Here is an 18,990-nt window from a genome sequence, read left to right as displayed (position 1 = left end):
TTCCCCATCGGCGGCCCCCGGCGGGGCGCCTCCGCGTGGTCGTTACGCTGCGCTCATGTCGCCGGAACGACGCATGCCACCCTCGATCGACGACGAGGTGTGCGGATATTGCCCCTCCCGCCTGTTCGCCCCGGGAGCGTTCGACGTGGCGCTGCGCCCGGACCGGGCCTGGCCGTGGATCCGGGGCGAGGGACGCCGGGTGGACGCGCGCACCGGGGTGGGCGTGTGCGTGCACCCGCACAAGGTCCGCCTGCCCGTGGGCCGTTGGGGCAGCGAGGGGCGTATGCCCGACCTGTCCGCGTGGGACCTGGCGGCGGAGGCGGAGGTGGCCGGGGACCTCGCGGTGGCGGAAGCGGACCCGGCGGCAGGCGCACCCGACGGCCCGGTTCTCGATGTGACGCCGACCCCGCTCCGGGCCGCCCCTCCCGAGTCCGCCCCGCCTGAGCCCGCCGCGCCTCGGGAGCGTCGTCGCTGGTGGCAGCGTGCCCTGGGTCGGCCGGTGGGCCGTTCCGGGCGTCGGGCCCCGAGCGGTCCGGGCGCGCCGGCGGCGGCCGGCCCGAGCCTGCCGGACGTACCGGAGGGTGCCGGGCAGTTGGCGGAATGGATGTGCGAGGTCGTGTCCGGCGCCACGCCCGACACCCTGGCCGACGTCCTCGACACGGCCGAACGCGCGGCGGCCGCCGTCCACGAGCCGTCCGTGGTCGTGGCGGCGCTGCGCCGCGCGATGGGGTCGGCGACGAGCGATTCGCGCGTCACCGTTGACCCGGTATCGGCGCGCCGGGATAAGGTCCCGTCCAAGATCACGAAATCATGATCAACACGGGGAGATCCGCCATGGGCAACACCGAAGACGGCAGGCACGAGGGCTTCTCGGCCGACGAACGCGCCGCGATGAAGGACCACGCCAACGAGCTGAAGGCGGCGTCGCGGCGTACGTCGAAGGCCGAGAAGGCGGCCGAGGCGGAGCGGGATCTGCTCGCGAAGATCGCCGAGATGCAGGACGCCGACCGCGTCTTGGCCGAGCATGTGCATGCCATTGTCACCGCCAACGCGCCGACCCTGGAGCCGAAGCTCTGGTACGGCATGCCGTCGTACGCGATCGACGGCAAGGTCGTCTGCTTCTTCCAGAGCGCGGAGAAGTTCAAGGCCCGCTACGCGACGCTCGGGTTCAGCGACCTGGCCAAGCTCGACGACGGCCCGATGTGGGCGGCCGGTTTCGCCCTGACCGAGGTGACCCCCGAGGTCGAGGCACGAATCGCGGAACTCGTCAGGCGGGCGGTGGGCTGAGACCGGGCCCGGGGGGACGCACCGGACCCGACTCACGCACGTACATCGGCGGCCGTCCCGCACTCGACCGGAGCCATCGGGGCGACGCCCCGGCGGACCTCCGGCGAACGCGGCCGACCGGCGCGGTGCCGGGCGGCGCGGACCCGCCAAGATCCGCCGGACAGGGCCTGGCTCAGCCCCCGGTCCCACGACCGCCCGTGCCCGCGACCGGGATCGGCGTACCCGCCTCCCGGACCAGCGTGACCGTGTCGATCTGCGCGCCCGTCACACTGAGCGTGCGGATGGTCATCGTGGTCTCCCGTCCGGCGGCGGCCGGCCGCACGTCGACGGCGATGAAGGCATTGCCGCGAAACCGCACCCGCGACCACTCGACGGTCTCGTCGAGCTTGCCGGCCTTCGTGTAGTAGCCGCCCTTGACCGCGTCGGTGACATCGGCCGGGCCGCCCGCGTACGTCTCCGGCGCGGAGAACTCGTAGCCGCTCTTCCCGCCGCTGCCCACGGTCAGGTAGGTGGTGCCGTCGGTGGCCGGCCGGATCCGGTCGCCGATGTCGGCCCGCCGGGTGCGTACGCCGCCGCGCATCGGATCGGCCCGCTCGTAGACGTGGTTGTGCCCGTTGATCACGAGGTCGACCTGGTAGCGGTCGAACAGCGGGATCCACTCCTCCCGGATCGCGCCGTCCGAGACGTGGTCGGTCGCCGTGCAGTAGGCGCAGTGGTGGAAGAAGGCCACCACGAAGTCGATCCCGGGCGTACGCCGCACCTGGGCCAGATGGCCGGCCAGCCACGCCGTCTGCGCACCGGAGGTGTAGCCCCGGTTGTGCGGGATCTCGTGCGAGACGTCATTGGCGTCGAGGCTGACCACCGCCACGTTGCCGTAGCGGAAGCCGTACGTGGCATGGGAGTTGCGCGGCCCGTTGCCCGGCAGGTGCCAGCGGGCCAGGTGGCCGCCGTAGCCGTCCGGCGAGTACAGCGCCTCCATGTCGTGGTTCCCCATCGCCACCATCCACGGCACGGACGCGGCGACGGGGTCGATCATCCGCAGGTATTCGTCCCACATCTCGGGTTGGAGCTTGTCCGCGCCGTCGGCGCTGTGGTGACTGGACGGCAGCCCCGCGCCCGAGGCGGCGTACGCGATGTCGCCCGCGAGCAGGTGGAACGCCGGGTTCTGACGGAGCATCAGGGTCTGGTTGGCCGCGCCGCCGAACTCCACGCCCTCGTCGCCGAACGCGGTGAAGGTGAAGGGTTCCGGTACGCCGTCGACCGCCGGCGCGGTGCGGAACGAGCCGACGGTGGCGGCGACGGACGCGGCGTCCAACCCTTCGTGGCCGAGCGCGTAGTAGTAGCGCGTGCCCGGGTCGAGGCCGTCCAGGGCCGCGTGCAGGTGGTACTGGTCGTAGTCGAAGTAGGCCGAGGCGGGGTTGTCGGCGTATTCGATCAGGTGCGAGTGCAGGTGCCGGATCTCGGCGGGCACCACCTGGTCCAGTTGCTTCGGGGACGTGCCCAGGCGCAGGTACGGCCGGCGCACCGGTTGCGGCACCTGCCAGCTCATCGCCGCCTGAGCGCGCGGGTCGGCGCCGAACGCGAGGTGTCGCGCGGCGGGCTTGAGCGCGTTCCCGTCGACGTAGTCCGTGCCCGAGAGCAGCGACGGCGCGCGGCGCGGGCCGGCCGACGAGGAGGCGCCGAAGAGCGGAACGGCCGCGCCGCCGAGGCCGATCGCGGTGAGGACGCCGCGACGCGAGACGGTGCGGCGGCGCCGGGCGCGCAGGTACTCGTGCTGCTCGGCGATGCTCATCGTCGCGGCGAGCCGGTCGGGCACGCCGGAACGGGGCAGGTGGGGGTTGCGGTCGGGGGCGGTGCTCATCGGGCGCTCCTGGAACGTGCGGCGAACAGCAGGACGAGGCCGGCGCCGAGCGCGGCGGTGCCGAGGAGGACGGGGAGGACGATGTCGGCGCCGGTACGGGAGAGGCTGCCGCCGGTGCCGGTCGCGGTCTCGGGGACGGTGTGGGAGCCGCCGGGGCCGCCGCCGTTCGAGCCCGGGGCGGTGCCGCCGGACCCGGCGGGCGTCGAGGCGCCGGTCGGCCCGCCGGAGGGCTCACCGGTAGGCGGCACACTCGTCGGCGGCGCCGTGGTCGGCGGCACACTCGTCGGCGGCGGCGTCGTAGGCGGGACGCTCGTCGGCGGTGCACTCGTGGGTGGCGCCGTCGTAGGCGGCACGCTCGTAGGCGGCGTAGTAGGCCGCTCCCGACCCAGCGCCCAGCACCCGCCGACCGGCCTGAGCGCGACCTGCCTCGCGCTCTCCCCACCGCGGTGGTCGGCGCCCAGCGCCACCAGGCTCCACCCGTTCGGCACGATCGCGGCGACCTGCCCGGGCCGGGTGCCCACCACGTGCGCGGCGGGCCCCGTCGGCCACGGCTGCCCCCAGATCGGCCCGGCGCCGGTGGCCACCTCGTGCCGCGCACCGCTCTCGTCGGCGAAGGTGAACACCGCCGAGGCGATCACCGGTGCCCGTACCCCGCCGTCGCCCAGCGCCGCCGTGAACACCGCCCGGTCCGCCGGGACCCGCCACTGCGCCGCCGTCACGCACGACTCGGGCAGGTCGCCCGCCTTGACCGCGGGACCCGCCCACGAGGCGTGCCGGACCGGCCCCTCGTCGGTGGGACTCGGCGGCGCACCCGTCGCGGTCGTGGTGGGACCGGAACTGCCACCGCCCGGACGCGGGAAGCTCCCGGCGCTGCCCTCCCCGTGGTCGCCGACCACGAGCACCCCCTTGACGGGCGTCGCCCCCGCCGGCACGGCGAAGGCGAGCGAGGCACCGTCGGCCGCCACCCGCAGCGCGTCGCCGGTGATCCGCTCGGGCGAACCGTCCACGTACACGCCGATCCCGCCCGCGTCCAAGCCGCTCCCGGTCACCGTGACCGTGTCCCCCGGCCCGGCTCCGGGCGGGCCGAACCCGCTCACGGTGGTCGTCGGCACCGCCGGGCGCCGGAACACCGCGGCCGGGTCGCCCGCGGTCACCTCGGCGATCCGGGTGTCCACGTACCGCTCGTTGCCGTCGATGCGCAGTTGCAGCGTGTCCCGCGCATCGATGCCGACCCGCCACCGCATGTCGATGGTGACACCCAGTCCGGCCCGCGCGGAGTCGGCCGTGGTGGAGGCGAGATCGGCGACCATCACGGTCCAGGTGGCGTCCAGGAAGCCGGTGCCGTCGCCGAGCATGGCCCGGTACATCGCCGGATCGCCCTTGTACAGGCTCTTCATGGCCAGGCCGTCGTCGTCCGTGCGGAAGTGCAGCGTACGGCTGAGCAACCCGCCGGGAATACGCCCACCGGGCAGGTCCACCCGCTCCTCACGCGCCGACCCGGGGAAGAACGTGAGGCCGGTGACCTCGGTCACCGCACGCGGAGCGTCGCCGGGGCCGGCGTCGACCCGGCCGGCTTCGACCGCGGCGCTCGGCGCACCCACCTCCGAGTGCACCTTGTCGATGCGCACCAGCGACGTCACGCCGACCACCTGGTCCAGTTCGCGGAACTGGTTGAGCGGGTGGTCGAATCCGGTCACGTCCGACGTGGCCTTCAGGCTCTGCGCGGTGCGCGAGACGTTCAGCGCCGCCGACGTGATGGCGGCCGTACGCTTGCCCAACGGCGTACCGGCGGGCACCGATCGATCCGCCGTGGCGGTACCGTCCGCGCCGGCCGCGGGCACGGTCAGCCAGTCGGCCGCCCGCGAACGGGTGTCGCCGAAACTCTCGTCGGGCCCGGAGGCCAGTTCGGCGTAGCTGCCGGACCGGGTGACCAACCCCGGTGTCATGGCGCGTTGTTCGCCGGTCAGGTAGTCGGCCCGTGCACCGCGCACCGGCGGTGACTCCGCGGCCGAGGACATCATGGGAAAGAGCAGAACCAGCAGACCCAGCACGATCAGACCGACCGCGACCCGTCGCGGCCGAAGGGCGCCGATCATGAGCGGGGGACGACTACGCGTTGTACCCATGGGGAGGTGATGACCCGTCACTCACCCCGACACCGGCGGCCACCCGCGGTGAGACCATGGGGAGCGTGCATGGGATCGGGAAGCCGAAAGGACCGAAGTCGACGCCTTCCGACCACGGCGCGTCGACAACGATCGTGAGTATGCAGGGCGGCCCGGTCACAAACCCGATGAAACCAAAACCTTCGACGGGAATTACCCCACGGTTCCGCCGAGATGGCTCCGAGATTCACCAACCTCCCCGAGTCTTCGCCCTCCACCGCCCGCACCACTACGCGGCGTAGCCACGGCCGGCGGTAGGGTCCCGTCGGGGAAGGGTGATCACGTGGAACCACCGCGAGTCCTGGTGTTGGACGCCGCTCCCGGCGAGCTGCTCGCACGGGAACTGGAACGCCTGCTCGACCACGGGCTGAGCATCACGCTGAACCTGCGCCGAGTGGCCGACCCGGCGCGGACGCGGGCCACCTGGACCGACCGCATGCGGTTCACCGATTTCGACGCCTTCGACGAGTCGGCGCTGATCGCCGAGACCGTCCGGGACGGGATCGGCCATCACGCGATCAAGTCCCGCGCGGGTGTCCCGCTGCGCGCCACGTTCCTCGCGGCGGCGACCGACGCGGCCCTGACCCACCGCCTGCGGGTGATCGGCCGCGCCGGAGCCGGCACCGACCACGTCGACCTCACCGCCGCCGCCCGTCACGGCGTCACCGTCACCCACACCCCGGGCTCCAACGCGAACGCCGTCGCCGAATTCGCCCTCGCCCAACTGCTCACCCTCACCCGAAACCTCCCGGCCCACAACGAGGCCGCCCACCAGGGCCGCTGGAGCACACCACCGACCCCCGCAGCGGAACTGTCGGACCTGACCCTGGGAATCGTCGGCCTGGGCCGCATCGGCCAGGCACTGGCGACACGAGCCACCGCGCTGGGCATGCGAGTCCAGTGCTACACCCGACGCCCGACCGAATCCCCCATACCGACCACGAATTCGCTGCACGCCCTCTTGGCAACCAGCGACGTGGTCTCCCTGCACCTCCCGCTCACCCACCGGACCCGGGGACTGATCGGCCGAACCGAACTCGCTTCCATGCGACCGGGATCGATTCTCCTCAACACCGCCAGAGGCGGCATCGTCGACGAACAGGCCCTGGCCGACGCGCTCACCACCCCGACACACCCCCTCGCGGCAGCGGCCGTCGACACCTTCGAACACGAACACGCCCGTTTCGCCTCACCCCTCTCCGGCCTCCCCAACGCCCTGCTCACCCCCCACATCGCGGGCATGACCCGATCCGCCATGGCCACGGCGGCGCTCCGGTGCGCGGACCACGTCGCCGCTCTGCTCACCGACCGCCGCGACGCCGTCCCCGTGGCCACCGCGTGAACCCGTGACCGATCGGCCGGGTCCCCGGCCGGACAGGGTCATCCGCAGGACCTCGATCCACCAGTCGAGGGTGTGCTCCCGGGCGCTCGCGTCGAGGCCGACGCTGCGCCGGAAGTCGTCGCCGAACAGGGGCTCCATCGCAACGGCCTGGTGCAGGCCGGCCATCGTCAGCCGGATCGCCTCGCGGGTCGGCGGCGTGCGACCGTCGGCCACGCACTGCTCCCGCGCCTGGGCGTACAGGCGGTCCACCACCTCGTCGAGCAGCCCGCTACCGGTGTCCCGCCGGCCGGAACGATGCAGCGCGAGCGCCAGTTCGGCGTAGCCGTCGGCGTACAGCGCGGCCAGCGCGCGCACCAAATCGGCAGGATCGGTCGGGCCGTCGCGCCACGCGTCCAGCACGGCGCGCAACTCGGTCTTGAGCTTGGCCCCGCCGAAGCGCAACAGCGACTCCAGGAGTCGATCGCGCGTGCCGAAGTGGTGGTTGACCGCGGCATCCGTCATGCCGATCTCGGCGGCGACCGCCCGCACCTGCACGGCGGCCGGGCCACCGGCGGTCAGCAGCCTGCTCGCCGCCTCCAGGATCATCCGCCGGGCGTCATCGGGATTGCGTCGCACTCGGGTCGCCATGGCCGCACCCTACCTTGACTCGTCAAGGTAATCCGCTTACCTTGAATACTCAAGGCAATAAGAAAGCATGGAAGGACGGAGGCGCCGTGCCCGGACGATCCACGATTCCGGCGATGACCGAGTTGGCGACGGCCCTGGGCGTGCCGATCCACGATCCGACGCCGCCCCGCGAGTTCCACCATTCCCGCGCGGGCTGCCGGCTGCACGGATTCGACTGGGGTGGCACCGGAACTCCCGTGATCCTGCTGCACGGTGGCGGATTGACCGCCCGCACCTGGGATTTCGTCTGCCTCGGCCTGCGCGGCGCCGTTCGGCCGATCGCACCGGATCTGCGTGGCCACGGCGACAGCGACTGGTCCGACGACTACCGCATCGACACCATGGCCGCCGACGTCGTCGCCGCGGCCGACCATTTCGGCCTCGATCGCTTCGCACTGGTCGGCATGTCACTCGGCGGCGTGGTCGCGGCCCACGTCACCGACGCGAGGCCGGATCGGGTGGAACGCCTGGCACTCGTCGACGTCGCCCCGGGCGTGAACTTCGAAAGCACCCGACGGGTACGGGCGTTCGTGGCCGGACTGGGCCCCGTACCGGACCTGGACACCGTGGTCGAAGCCGCGATGCGGGTCAACCCGCGCGCCGACCGCCCGAGCGTCGCCTACCGCATGAACACACTGTTCCGCCGTGCACCCGACGGGAATTGGGTCCCGAGGGGCGATCCGCGCCCGCCGGACTTCCCCGCCATCCTCGCCGCCATGGATCGAATGGCCTCTCGGCTGACCGGAGTTCCGGTCCTGCTCGTGCGCGGTGGACGCAGCAGGGTGCTCCCCCAGAGCACCGCCGAACACCTGGTCGAGCGCATCCCGGACGGGCGACTGACGGTCGTCCCGAACGCCGGACACAACGTCCAGGAGGACAACCCGGCCGCATTGGTCACCGCCCTGCGCACGTTCCTGACCCACCCCTCGTAAGGTCCGCCCTACTTGGACGAATTGCGCGAACGAGCACTCCTCGCCCGAGCCGCGGCACCGCTCGCGGAAGCGGAACCCGAACGCGAGGCCGAACCGGACCCGGAACCCGACCCGGAACCCGACCCTGAACCGGCCTTGCCCTTCGAAGTAGAGCCCCCGGTCCCGCCTTTCAGCTCCTCGGCATCCCGGGCAGCCTCGCCCTTGATTTCCTTGGCATCCTGAACGGCCCGGCCCTTCAACTCCTTCGCATCCTCGGCAACCTCACCCGTGAGCCCCTTGGCATCCCGCGCGGCCTTGTCAGCGAGCCCCTTCGCGTCCCGAACGGCCTTGCCCGTGAGCTCCTTCGCGTCCCGAGCGACCTCGCCCGCGAACTCCTTCGCGTCCTGCCCCGCCTCGTCGGCCCGGCCGCGAACACGGTCGACCACCTCGTGCCCCCGCGCCGCCAGCCCCTGGTAGGTCTCGCGCGCGTCCTTGGCCACCGCGTCGAACTTCTCGCCGAGCCGGTCCCGGACGTCGGCGGCGGAGTCGGCGACGCGTTCCCGGACGGGCTTGCGGTGCGCCGGCTTCTCGCTCCGCAACTCGGCGATCCGCGCGGGCACTTCGCGGATCTTCGCGACCGCGAGGTCACCCGCTCCGACGAACGCGTACAACGGGGTGGTATCGGTCAGAGTCTTCCGGATGTCCGTGTCGTTCGCCATGACCTTCTCGCCTCCCGGATCGAGGGGAACTCATCCTCGATCCACTGCCCTTCCCTGCCCTGCCGTTGCCATGCGCGCCCGGGACACATCCGGGACATCTTTCTCGGCCGCCCACCCGACTCCCGGCTCGCATGCCGCCCCGGCAAGGGGGTAGCAGCCCGGCGTGGCAGACGAGCATACGAACCCACCACCGCCCCCGCCCGCAGGTGACACCGCCGACGACGACGACGCCGGAACCCGGTTGACCGTATGGGTCGCACTCGCCGCCAACGTCGTCATCGCGATCGCCAAGGCCGCCGTCGGCGTACTCGCGGCAGCGCCCGCGCTGCTGTCCGAGGCCGCACACTCGGTCGCCGACACCCTCAACGAGGCGTTCCTACTCGCCTCCCTGTCCCACAGTCGCCGCGCGCCGGACGCCGAGCACCCCTTCGGCTACGGCAAGGACCGCTACTTCTGGTCCCTCCTCGCCGCCGTCGGGATCTTCGTGACCGGCGGCTGCTTCTCCGTCTTCCAGGGCTTCGAGGCGCTGCGCGAACACGGCGAGCCGAAGACCGGCGCCTACGTCGCGGGTCTGGCCGTACTGGGCCTGGCCCTGCTCGCCGAGGGCGGGTCGCTCCTGCGCGCCGTCGTACAACTGCGCGGCCAAGCCCGCGCGGCCGGCGTGTCCGTACTGCGCCACGCCCGCGAGACGCCCGACCCGACCCTGCGCACGGTCCTGGCCGAGGACGGCAGCGCGGTACTCGGCGTCCTGCTCGCGGCGGCCGGCCTCGGGCTGCACATGGCCACCGGCAACGCCGTGTGGGAGGCGGCGGCGTCCTGGGCGATCGGCCTTCTGCTGGTGTTCGTCGCATACCGCCTCGGCCGGGCCGCCCGGGACCAACTGATCGGCGAGGCGGTCGACGTCGAGTTGCAGCAGCGGATCCTGGCCCGACTCGCCGAACAGCCCGAGATCGACGTGGTCACCCAGGTCCTGACCATGCGCATGGGCCGTCACTCCACCCTCCTCGCCGCCCGCATCGACCTCGTCGACGGCCTCGACAGCACCGAGGTCGAGGACATGTCCGAACGCCTCAAGCACACGATCCGCGAGTCCTGGCCGACGGTCGACCAGATCTTCCTCGACATCACCCGCGCCGGAACCGCCGACCGCCAAGCCGCCCACCGCCACCACCAGTCCCTACACCGAGCCGCCCCCGACACCGCCGATCCCCCGACCGCGAACGACTAGGCCCTCGCGCCCGAGTCCAGCCCCTACCCGCGCTCGTCCGCCGACGTCAGCGGCGGGGCGATGTCCTCCAGCGAGCGGCGTTCCGCGTTCACCGCGAGGAATCCGGCCACCACGCCCGCCGCGACCATCAGGCCCGCGCCGATGCAGAACGCCAGTACGGTGTCGCCCACATCGCCGGACTTGGTGAGGTCGGAGAAGACCAGCGGACCGGCGATCCCGCCCGCCGCCGTGCCGACCGCGTAGAACAGCGCGATGGCGGAGGCACGCGCCTCCATCGGGAAGATCTCCGAGACGGTCAGATACGCACTGCTCGCACCGGTCGAGGCCAGGAACAACACCACACACCAACAGGCGGTGAGCGTCGACGCGTTCAGGTGTCCGGCACCGAACAGCCAAGCCGTGCCGAAGAGCGCGAGGCCACTGCCGACGTACGTCGACGTGATCATCACCCGCCGACCGAGCGAGTCGAACAGGGGCCCGAGCAGCAGCGGCCCGAGCAGGTTGCCGACCGCGATGACCGCGAAGTAGTACCCGGTTCGACCACTCGGCACGTCGTAGAACGTCTCCAGAATGGACGCGAAGCCGAAGGTGATGGCGTTGTAGAGGAACGCCTGCCCGATGAACAGCGACAACCCCAGCACCGAACGCCGCGGGTAGTCCCGCACCACCGCCCGGGCGATCGTGCCGAGCCCGGCGGACTTGCTTTCGTCGATGGTCACTTCGCCCTCCGGCGCGGGCAACTCGCGCCGCCCCCCGGTGCCGTGCGTACCCTCCGCGACCAACTTCTCCTCGACCCCCGCGACCAGCCGCTCGGCCTCCTCACCGCGACCGTGCAGGTACAACCACCGCGGAGATTCGGGGACATGCCGGCGCACCAGCAGAATCACCAACCCCAGCACCACACCCAACGCGAAGGTCAACCGCCAGCCGATATCGGCCGGGAAAAGGCCGGTGTTCAACATCGGCACGGACAACAACGCCCCACCGGCCGCCCCGGCCCAGTAGGTACCGTTCACCGCGAGGTCCACGCGACCCCGGTAGCGGGCCGGCATCAACTCGTCGATCGCGGAGTTGATCGCCGCGTACTCCCCGCCGATGCCCAGTCCGGTGACGAACCGGAACAGGAAGAACATCCACGCCTCGACCGACAGCGCGGTCAGCGCGGTGCCGGCCAGGTAGACGGCGAGGGTGACCATGAACAACTTCCGGCGCCCGAACCGGTCGGTGAGCCACGCGAAGAACAGGGCCCCGATACAGGCTCCCGCGACGTACAACGCCGCGCCCGGGCCGGTCACCTGCGCCGCGGTGATGTCGAGGCCGCTGTCGGGTTCGGACAACCTGCCCGCGACGTTGCCGACCACGGTGACCTCGAGGCCGTCGAGGATCCACACCGTGCCGAGACCGATCAGGATGCGCCAGTGCCACGTCGACCACGGCAATCGATCCAGACGTGCCGGCACATCCGTGGTGAACGTCGTGGACTTCCTCGCTCGGGTACTCGGTCTCGATGCGTCGGACACGGTGCATCCCCTCCTGATCGGGCTGGGTTCGGGGTGGGTTCGGGCAGCGTCGAACGACTCCGACAGGGCCATGGGGCCCGGGAGTTCGCATGTCGTCGGAATCCGTCTTCGCCGGCGAACCGGTGGCTACCCCGAATTCCCTTCCCGACACGATCGATTCGATCGGGAGAGTGACCCGGATGGCAGCGGGTAGACGCGCCATGGAGCTGCCCTCCCCCGGCCGCGGGCCGACAAGTCGGCCGGGGTAGGGCAGTCGGACCCGGGATCACGCGCCGGAGACCGTCACCTCACCGATCCACGAAGTCGCCCCGCCGTCCCGGCGAACACCCGTACGAGCACGGGAAGAACAACGGGAAGGTACCCCATATGATCGCCATCGGATTCCTCCTCGCGGCGGCGACCGCCGCGTTCGTGGGCCTGCTGATCGGCTACAACACGTCCGGCGGCCCCGAATACACGGTCCGCCTCCTCCACCGCGACCTCGTCACCCTCGACACCCTGGACGCGTTCCTCGCCGGCCTCGCCCTCGCCCTGATCTTCTGCGCCGGGCTCGCGCTGATGGGGGACGGCGCCCGGACGCGTCGGCTCGCCCACGACGTGCGCAGCCTGGACCGGAGCCTGCACGCCCGAGCCGCCCGTCCCGCCACGACCGAGGAGTGGCAGGCCGACGGGGCCGCCCACCCGCACCGCGCCGACACCTCGCAACCCCCCGGGCCACCGCCGCGCAATCCCTACTACGGCTGACCCGGCACCACGGCCGACCGACGCGCGGGACCGGGGCGCAACCGCCGCCCCGGTCCCGCGCGTTCCCGGCGTACGCTCAGGAACTCTTCTCCAGGAACCCCAGCATGTCGTCGGCGTGCTCCTCCTCGACCGAGAGAATGTCCTCGATCACCCGCCGCGTGGTCGGATCCCCGTCGCCGAGCCAGCCGATGATCTCCGTGTACGCCTGGATCGCGATACGCTCCGCGACCAGGTTCTCCCGAATCATCTCGGTCAGATCCGACGACGTCGCGTACTGCGAATGGGCGCGCCCGGCGGCCGTGGACGGGTCGAAGTCCGGTACACCACCGAGCTGGGTGATCCGCGCGGCGAGCTTGTCCGCGTGCTCCTGCTCCTCGTTCGAGTGGACCAGGAACTCCTCCGCGACCGTCTCCCCGTGCACACCCTTCGCCGCGAAGTGGTGTTGGCGATAGCGCAGCACGCACACGATCTCGGTGGCCAAGGCGGTATTGAGCACCTCCACCACCCGCTCCAGGTCCGCCCCGTACGCGGCGGTCACCGGGCCCTTGTCCATCTGCTGCCGAGCCCTGGCCCGCAGGGTCTCCACGTCACTCAGGAATTCCGACATCATTCCTCATCTCGCTCGCTCGATTCCACGCCGTTACCCCGGGCCCTTCCGCGCAATCGCACGAAGTCCACGCCCCGATCCGTGGGGGCGACCCCCGGACATCGAACGGTGCCCGTCCGGCTGCCCCGGTTCGGCCGATCAATGCACGGGTCGCCGGCAGATCCGACCGACAGATCATTGGAAGCGATGAACTCCCGCACCGGCAGCGCCTGTTCGTACAGCGCTCGCCGCCTCGCATCCCACCCCGCACCGGTTCCGACACCGCCCTCACCCATGCGGCCGACCGCACCCGGCGGCACCGCTCGCCGCCCCCGCCGCACAAGGTTGTGATCGGACCATCCGGGTACCCGCTCCCGCCAGGAGAGACCGACCGCATCCTCGCCCGGAGGGCACCCGTGACCGACAAGCCGCAGTCCCGTGCGCGACACCGTGCCACCGTCCGGAGCCTGCTCGCCGAAGCCGGCACGACCTACGCCGAGGAAGCCGACGTGCGGCTCGCGGACAAGCCCGCGCCGCTGTGGCGACTGCTGGTCCTGAGCAATCTCGGCGCAACCCGGATCAAGGCCTCGATCGCCGTCGCCGCCGCCCGCGAACTCTTCGCGGCCGGCGGCGGCACACCCACCGGCCTGGCCGAACTCACCTGGCAACAACGCGTCGACGCGCTCGGCCGCGCCCACTACGTCCGCTACGACGAGGGCACCGCGACCCGGCTGGGCGACTGCGCCGACCTGATCCACCGCCGCTACGCCGGAGACCTGCGCCGGCTCGCCCGCGACGCCGACGAACGGCCCGAACGGGTCCGAGAACTGCTCTGCGAATTCCCCGGCATCGGGCCGACCGGCGCGGGCATGTTCTGCCGGGAGGCCCAGGCCGTCTGGCCGTTCCTGCGCCCGACCCTGGACGATCGGGCCCTGCACGGCGCCGCCCGGCTCGACCTGCCCACCACCACGAAGGCCCTCGCCGCCCTGGTGGCCGCCGACGACCTGGCCCGACTCGCCGCCGCACTGGTCCGCGTCGACCTGGACAAGCACCTGGCCGACCGCATCACCACCGCGACTCCACCACCCGAGTGAACGCGCACACCCACACGGACGTGTCATCGACCACGCCCCGGGTAGCCGCCCGACAGGAAGACGCACAGGAGTACACACAGGAAGTCACGCCCGAACCGCAGGAAGCGAGACGACAACCATGGCCACCCGCCACGAACCCCGCTCCGGCACCAAGGCCCGCATCGTGACCCCGACCCCCGACGCCGTCAAGGACCGCGCGGCCGATCACGGCGCCGCCCCCGGGCGTCGCGCCAAGCGAGGCGCACCCGCCCTCGGCGCAGCGGCGGCCGGAGTCGCCCTCCTGCTCTGGAAGCGCACCAGGACCAGGTCCCGGCGACCCGGCAAGTAGCCCGGGCCCGCACGTAACCGCCGTACGCACGCACACCGAAGGAGGCCGGAATGTCGACGGAATCGGTGCTGCGCCTGCGCATCGCGGCGATCGTGCTGATCGCCGTCGTCATCCTGCTGGTCGTGCTGACCACCCGATGGCTGGCCAGACGCCACAACGGCCACCGCAGGCACTGACGCTCCGACCTACGTCCGCACCCGAGGCGCGCCCCGGCCGCCGTGTACGTGCGCCCGCGTGCCCTGCAGGTCGAACAGGACCAGAAGCTCCACCGCCCCGCCGTCCGCGCTGCCCAGCCAGTGCGGCAGCGAGGTGTCGAACTCGACGGCGTTGTCGGCCTGCACCGTGACGTCCCGCTCGCCGACCACCAGGCGCAACGTGCCGCCGAGCACGTACAGCCACTCGAACCCCTCGTGGGTCTGCAACGTCGGTTCGAGCGGTTCCGGCCGCGCGGGAATGATCATCTTGAACGCCTGTGTGCCACCCGGCCGTCGGGACAGCGGCACGAAGGTCATCCCGAACCGCCGGATCGGCTTCAGGTGGATGCGCGGATCGCCGGCGCGCGGGGCGCCCACCAGATCGTCCAGCGGGACGTCGTAGGCATCCGACAGGAGCAGCAGCAGTTCGAGGGTCGCCCGACGCCGACCGCTCTCCAGCCGGGACAGGGTGCTTTCGGACACCCCGGTGGTCGCGGAGAGATCGGCGAGGGTGATGCCACGCGCCTGCCGCAGCGCCCGCAGCCGCGGTCCGACCGCGTCGAGCACGTCTTCCAGTGCAGAGTCCATGGGACCAGCTTGCCGAAACGGCAAGGAAGCGCGCCACCCGGTGGTACGTCGGCCGAGACTGGCCGCACCGACACCGAGGGGAAGGACCCCCATGGACCACTCCGACGCCGCACCGCACCGCAACGACGCGACACCGCACCCCACCGAAGCGGCGCCGCATCCCACCGATTCGGCGCCGCACCCCACCGACGCGCACCCGTCCGGGGACGACGCCGCCCGCTACTGGGACTCGGTCTACGCCGGGCGCCCCGCGCCCACCGACCCTCGGCCGAACGCCCGCCTCGTCGAGACGGTCACCGCACTGCCCCCGGGCGACGCGCTGGATCTCGGATGTGGTGGCGGCGGCGACGCGCTGTGGCTCGCGGACCGCGGCTGGCAGGTCACCGCCCTCGACGTCTCGGCCGTGGCCACCTCCCGGCTCGCCCGGTTGGCCCGCGCCCGCGGCCTGGGCAATCGCATCACCGCCACGCCGCAGGACATCCGCGCCGCGCTGCCCGACCTGCGCTTCGACCTGGTCAACGCGCACTACTTCCACACCCCGTACGCCCAGGACCGCACCGCCGTCCTGCGCTCCGCCGCCGACCTGCTGCGCCCGGGCGGACGACTGCTGGTCGTCGACCACGGTTCGACGGCGCCGTGGTCGTGGAACCAGAACCCGGACGTGCGGTATCCGACGCCCCGAGAGGTCGTGGCGCCGCTGCGCCTGTCCCCCACGCGGTGGCGGGTGGAACGCGCGGACATGCCGCACCGGATCGCGGTCGGCCCCGACGGCCGCACCGCCGAGGTGATCGACCACATCCTGCTCGTCCGCCGCACCGCGTGACACCGCTCCCGCCGAAACCAGCCCTCCGCACCACTGGCCGGCCCCCACCACGCACCAGGAGAATCCCGTGCCCACCCGCCGCCGTGACACCCCGCCGCCCCGCACCGCGAACACCGAAGTCGACGTCCTGCGCGGATTCCTCGACTACCTGCGCGCCTCGATCGCCGCGAAGGTCGACGGAGCCCCGGAACCCGCGGTGCGCACCGCGGCGGTGCCCTCGGGTACGAACCTGCTCGGCCTGCTCACCCACCTGACCGCCGTCGAGGGCGCGATGTTCCTCGGCGAGAAGGTCACCGACTGGCAGGCGACGTTCCGACCCGCCGCCGAGGACGGTGTCACCGACGTCGTCGCCCGCTACCGGGAGACCGTCGACCGCGCGAACACGATCCTCGACACCTGCACCGACCTCGGCGCCCCGCTCCCCCGGCCGGGCCGCCCCGGCTCGGCACCGAGCATGCGCTGGGCGCTCACCCACATGATCGAGGAAACCGGTCGCCACGCCGGCCACGCGGACATCCTCCGCGAACTCGTCGACGGCGCCACCGGTCGCTGAACCCGCCGCCGGCCGGGCCCGACTACGAGGCCGTCGGGGCCGCCGGTCCGGGACCGTCCGCAACGAGGTTGTCGATGATCAAGCCGAGGGCGAAGTCGAACCGGTCGTGTCCCTCCCCCGAGGTCAGTTCGGCCGCATGCCGCCTGATCCGCGGAAACCGGTCGGCCGGAAGTGCCTCGAACCGGCCGACCAGTTCGTCCCGACTGAGCACCCACGCGTAGTCCGGGTGCTTCTGCCGCTGCCCGAGCAGCGAGCGCTCCAGCGCGTAGGCGGCGACGTAGAGGGAGAGGCTGTCGATCGCCCACGCGGCCGTCCGCGGTGCGACGCCCCCCGCGAGCAGGATCGCGAGCAGCCCCTCGTTCACCCGCAACGTCTCCAGATTGGTCGGGACCATGGCGAGCGCGGCGCGCGAGATGCCCGGGTACATCAGGAACTGGTCGCGCAGTTGCCCGCACACGTCGCGGGTCTGGGCCCGCCAGGTCGCCGGGTCGGGCTCCGGCAGCACGATCCGCGAGCACAGGCGGCCGATGATCAGGTCGTCGATGTCGTCCTTGTTGACGATGTGCGCGTACAGCGAGGACGGCCCGGTGCCGAGCACGTGGGTGATCCTGCGCACGGTGAGCGAGTCGTATCCCTCGGTGGCGACCACGTGCAACGCGGCATCGGTGATGCGTTCGAGGGTGATCGGCTCCCGGCGCGGGGGCGTCGGCGCGGGCTCGGCGGGCTGCGGTGCGTGGCGGGCGGCTCGGTCCCGCCTCGGCTGGTCGGAGGGCATGGGCACATCCTAGCTTGACGCGAACTAAGTTCGTTGCGTAGAACTTAGTTCATGACTACTGAACTAAGTTCGTCGACGGTTCCGCGGGCCGACCCGCTGCCGCTGCGCCGGGCGTGGCTGGTCCTGGCCGTCGTCTTCATGGCCGAGATCATGGATCTCCTCGACTCCGGCATCGCCAACCTCGCCGGCCCGTCGATCCGCGCCGACCTCGGCGGCGGTCCGATGACGCTGCAGTGGGTGCTGACCGCCTATACCGCGGCGTTCGCCCTCGGCCTGGTCACCTCCGGCCGGCTCGGCGACATCCTCGGCCGGCGCCGGCTGTTCCTGCTCGGCATGTCCGGATTCACCCTGGCATCACTGGCCTGCGGTCTCGCGCCCAACCCCGGCTTCCTGATCGCCGCCCGCCTGCTTCAGGGACTGTTCGGGTCCGTGACCATCCCCCAGGGCATGGCCCTGGTCAAGGTCGTCTTCCCCCCACAACACCTGCGCAAGGCGCTGATGCCGTTCGGCCCGATCATGGGCCTGGCCACCGTGGCCGGACCCATCCTGGCCGGCTGGCTGCTCGACCTGAACCCGTTCGGCACCGAGTGGCGCTCGATCTTCCTGATCAACATCCCCTTCGGCATCGCCGCCCTGGCCCTCGGCCGACGGGTCCTGCCGCACGACAGCGGCGAGGACCCGAGTGCCCGCCTGGACGTGACCGGCGTCGGACTGCTCACCGCGGGGTCCGCGCTGCTGATCGTCCCGCTCATCCAGGGACAGGAGCTGGGCTGGCCCGCCTGGACCTACCTCACGATGGCCGCCTCGATCGTGGTGTTCGCCCTCTTCGTCCGCTCCGAACAGCGCAGCCCGCACCCCGTCATCACCCCGTCCCTGTTCCGCCGGCGCAGCTTCGTCGTCGGACTGCTGATCGTCGGCGGCTTCTACGCCTCGCTCAGTGCGTTCGTGCTGGTCATCAACCTGCTGCTGCAACTCGGTCTGCACTGGACGCCGCTGCGCACCGGCCTGACCCTGATCCCCTGGGCGCTCGGCACCGCCGTCGCGGTCCTGCTCGCGGGCGCCGTACTGGCCGAGAAACTCGGCCGCGCCACCCTGCGCATCGGTCTGTCCGTCGCGATCGTCGGCCTCCTCGGCCTGTGGTGGTCCACCGCGCACTGGTACACCGACGTCACCGTCTGGCGACTGGTCCCGTCGCTCTTCCTGACCGGCTTCGGCGCGGGCCTGATGTTCGTCCCGCTCTTCGACTTCGTCCTCGGCGACGCCACGACCGAGGAGGTCGGCTCCGGCGCGGGCATGCTCAACGCCGTCCAGCAGTTCGCCGGAGCCATCGGCGTCGCAGCCCTGGGCACCGTCTTCTTCAGCCGCGTCGCACACGGCGGCACCCGCGCCTACTTCCACGCCGCGGAACTGGTCTTCGCCATCTGCGCCGCGCTGTACCTCCTCACCCTCCTGCTCGTCGGCCTGCTGCCGAAGCACTCCCAGCAGGCCCACTGAGCGCCTTCACGGGGATCGAGGGTCGATTTTCGGCCATGCGGCCCACCGCATGACGGAAAGTCATCGCTGATCAACTCGATGTAACGCACATCACGTCCACGATCACCGCTCG

General features: G+C 71.8%; 19 protein-coding genes and 1 pseudogene. 12 read left to right on the top strand and 8 right to left on the bottom strand.

Annotated features, from left to right (window positions below; all coding sequences use genetic code 11):
• Positions 1–55: 55 nt before the first annotated feature.
• Together ACMXN5_RS43900 and ACMXN5_RS43895 are read left to right on the top strand one after the other, a co-directional pair.
• Positions 56–814 carry a hypothetical protein gene (locus ACMXN5_RS43900; RefSeq protein WP_439680457.1) on the top strand — a complete coding sequence of 253 codons (759 nt, stop codon included), beginning with the start codon at positions 56–58 and terminating at the stop codon, positions 812–814.
• A 20-nt stretch (positions 815–834) separates the two neighbouring features.
• Positions 835–1,287 (top strand): iron chaperone, encoded by a 453-nt coding sequence (locus ACMXN5_RS43895; protein ID WP_439680456.1) that lies wholly within the window; start codon positions 835–837, stop codon positions 1,285–1,287.
• Positions 1,288–1,459: 172 nt separating this feature from the next.
• Here the strand turns inward: ACMXN5_RS43895 and ACMXN5_RS43890 are convergent, their stop codons facing one another.
• Together ACMXN5_RS43890 and ACMXN5_RS43885 are read right to left on the bottom strand one after the other, a co-directional pair.
• Positions 1,460–3,148 carry a purple acid phosphatase family protein gene (locus tag ACMXN5_RS43890; protein ID WP_439680455.1) on the bottom strand — a complete coding sequence of 563 codons (1,689 nt, stop codon included), beginning with the start codon at positions 3,146–3,148 and terminating at the stop codon, positions 1,460–1,462.
• Complete coding sequence (locus ACMXN5_RS43885; RefSeq protein ID WP_439680454.1) at positions 3,145–5,274, bottom strand: hypothetical protein; 2,130 nt, start codon at positions 5,272–5,274, stop codon at positions 3,145–3,147. The genes ACMXN5_RS43890 and ACMXN5_RS43885 overlap by 4 nt, the downstream gene beginning before the upstream one ends.
• 322 nt (positions 5,275–5,596) lie before the next feature.
• Here ACMXN5_RS43885 and ACMXN5_RS43880 point away from each other — a divergent pair, with 322 nt between their 5' ends.
• Positions 5,597–6,655 carry an NAD(P)-dependent oxidoreductase gene (locus ACMXN5_RS43880; RefSeq protein WP_439680453.1) on the top strand — a complete coding sequence of 353 codons (1,059 nt, stop codon included), beginning with the start codon at positions 5,597–5,599 and terminating at the stop codon, positions 6,653–6,655.
• A 456-nt stretch (positions 6,656–7,111) separates the two neighbouring features.
• Here the strand turns inward: ACMXN5_RS43880 and ACMXN5_RS43875 are convergent.
• Positions 7,112–7,240 (bottom strand): annotated as a pseudogene (locus ACMXN5_RS43875) (TetR family transcriptional regulator); the annotation flags it as partial.
• Positions 7,241–7,395: 155 nt separating this feature from the next.
• Between ACMXN5_RS43875 and ACMXN5_RS43870 the strand changes: the two are divergent.
• A complete protein-coding gene (locus tag ACMXN5_RS43870; RefSeq protein WP_439680452.1) occupies positions 7,396–8,253 on the top strand; it encodes an alpha/beta fold hydrolase in 858 nt (285 codons plus the stop codon).
• Positions 8,254–8,261: 8 nt separating this feature from the next.
• On the opposite strand, the gene ACMXN5_RS43865 is transcribed toward ACMXN5_RS43870, so the two are convergent.
• Positions 8,262–8,852: a hypothetical protein gene (locus tag ACMXN5_RS43865; protein ID WP_439680451.1), complete on the bottom strand. Its 591-nt coding sequence runs from the start codon at positions 8,850–8,852 to the stop codon at positions 8,262–8,264.
• Positions 8,853–9,114: 262 nt separating this feature from the next.
• On the opposite strand from ACMXN5_RS43865, the gene ACMXN5_RS43860 reads away from it, so the two are divergent.
• Positions 9,115–10,179: a cation diffusion facilitator family transporter gene (locus tag ACMXN5_RS43860; protein WP_439680450.1), complete on the top strand. Its 1,065-nt coding sequence runs from the start codon at positions 9,115–9,117 to the stop codon at positions 10,177–10,179.
• A 23-nt stretch (positions 10,180–10,202) separates the two neighbouring features.
• On the opposite strand, the gene ACMXN5_RS43855 is transcribed toward ACMXN5_RS43860, so the two are convergent.
• A complete protein-coding gene (locus tag ACMXN5_RS43855) occupies positions 10,203–11,699 on the bottom strand; it encodes an MFS transporter (RefSeq protein ID WP_439680449.1) in 1,497 nt (498 codons plus the stop codon).
• Between the two features lie 366 nt (positions 11,700–12,065).
• Between ACMXN5_RS43855 and ACMXN5_RS43850 the strand changes: the two genes are divergently transcribed.
• Positions 12,066–12,443: a hypothetical protein gene (locus tag ACMXN5_RS43850; RefSeq protein ID WP_439680448.1), complete on the top strand. Its 378-nt coding sequence runs from the start codon at positions 12,066–12,068 to the stop codon at positions 12,441–12,443.
• 76 nt (positions 12,444–12,519) lie between these two features.
• Here the strand turns inward: ACMXN5_RS43850 and ACMXN5_RS43845 are convergent, their stop codons facing one another.
• On the bottom strand, positions 12,520–13,053 hold the full coding sequence (locus tag ACMXN5_RS43845) for a ferritin-like domain-containing protein (protein ID WP_439680447.1): 534 nt from the start codon (positions 13,051–13,053) through the stop codon (positions 12,520–12,522).
• Positions 13,054–13,445: 392 nt separating this feature from the next.
• Between ACMXN5_RS43845 and ACMXN5_RS43840 the strand changes: the two genes are divergently transcribed.
• From ACMXN5_RS43840 to ACMXN5_RS43830, 3 genes are all read left to right on the top strand, one after another.
• Positions 13,446–14,123, top strand: a complete 678-nt coding sequence (locus ACMXN5_RS43840) for an endonuclease (RefSeq protein WP_439680446.1) — start codon at positions 13,446–13,448, stop codon at positions 14,121–14,123.
• 118 nt (positions 14,124–14,241) lie between these two features.
• Complete coding sequence (locus tag ACMXN5_RS43835) at positions 14,242–14,451, top strand: hypothetical protein (protein ID WP_439680445.1); 210 nt, start codon at positions 14,242–14,244, stop codon at positions 14,449–14,451.
• Positions 14,452–14,501: 50 nt separating this feature from the next.
• Positions 14,502–14,627, top strand: a complete 126-nt coding sequence (locus tag ACMXN5_RS43830) for a hypothetical protein (protein WP_380041871.1) — start codon at positions 14,502–14,504, stop codon at positions 14,625–14,627.
• 9 nt (positions 14,628–14,636) lie between these two features.
• On the opposite strand, the gene ACMXN5_RS43825 is transcribed toward ACMXN5_RS43830, so the two are convergent.
• Complete coding sequence (locus ACMXN5_RS43825; RefSeq protein WP_439680444.1) at positions 14,637–15,233, bottom strand: helix-turn-helix domain-containing protein; 597 nt, start codon at positions 15,231–15,233, stop codon at positions 14,637–14,639.
• Between the two features lie 91 nt (positions 15,234–15,324).
• On the opposite strand from ACMXN5_RS43825, the gene ACMXN5_RS43820 reads away from it, so the two are divergent.
• Both ACMXN5_RS43820 and ACMXN5_RS43815 read left to right on the top strand, forming a co-directional pair.
• Positions 15,325–16,056 (top strand): SAM-dependent methyltransferase, encoded by a 732-nt coding sequence (locus ACMXN5_RS43820; RefSeq protein ID WP_439680443.1) that lies wholly within the window; start codon positions 15,325–15,327, stop codon positions 16,054–16,056.
• A gap of 67 nt (positions 16,057–16,123) precedes the next feature.
• Entirely contained in the window at positions 16,124–16,609 is a 486-nt protein-coding gene (locus ACMXN5_RS43815) for a DinB family protein (protein WP_439680442.1), read from the top strand.
• A 22-nt stretch (positions 16,610–16,631) separates the two neighbouring features.
• Here ACMXN5_RS43815 and ACMXN5_RS43810 read toward each other — a convergent pair whose 3' ends face one another.
• Positions 16,632–17,384 (bottom strand): TetR/AcrR family transcriptional regulator, encoded by a 753-nt coding sequence (locus ACMXN5_RS43810; RefSeq protein WP_439680441.1) that lies wholly within the window; start codon positions 17,382–17,384, stop codon positions 16,632–16,634.
• Positions 17,385–17,435: 51 nt separating this feature from the next.
• On the opposite strand from ACMXN5_RS43810, the gene ACMXN5_RS43805 reads away from it, so the two are divergent.
• Positions 17,436–18,878 carry a DHA2 family efflux MFS transporter permease subunit gene (locus ACMXN5_RS43805; RefSeq protein WP_439680440.1) on the top strand — a complete coding sequence of 481 codons (1,443 nt, stop codon included), beginning with the start codon at positions 17,436–17,438 and terminating at the stop codon, positions 18,876–18,878.
• The last annotated feature ends 112 nt before the right edge of the window (positions 18,879–18,990 follow it).

It is taken from the genome of Embleya australiensis (assembly GCF_051903075.1).
In the GTDB taxonomy this organism is placed as follows: Bacteria; Actinomycetota; Actinomycetes; order Streptomycetales; family Streptomycetaceae; genus Embleya.
The sequence above is the reverse complement of the archived record's forward strand: the minus strand, read 5'-3'. Positions and strand labels throughout refer to the sequence as shown.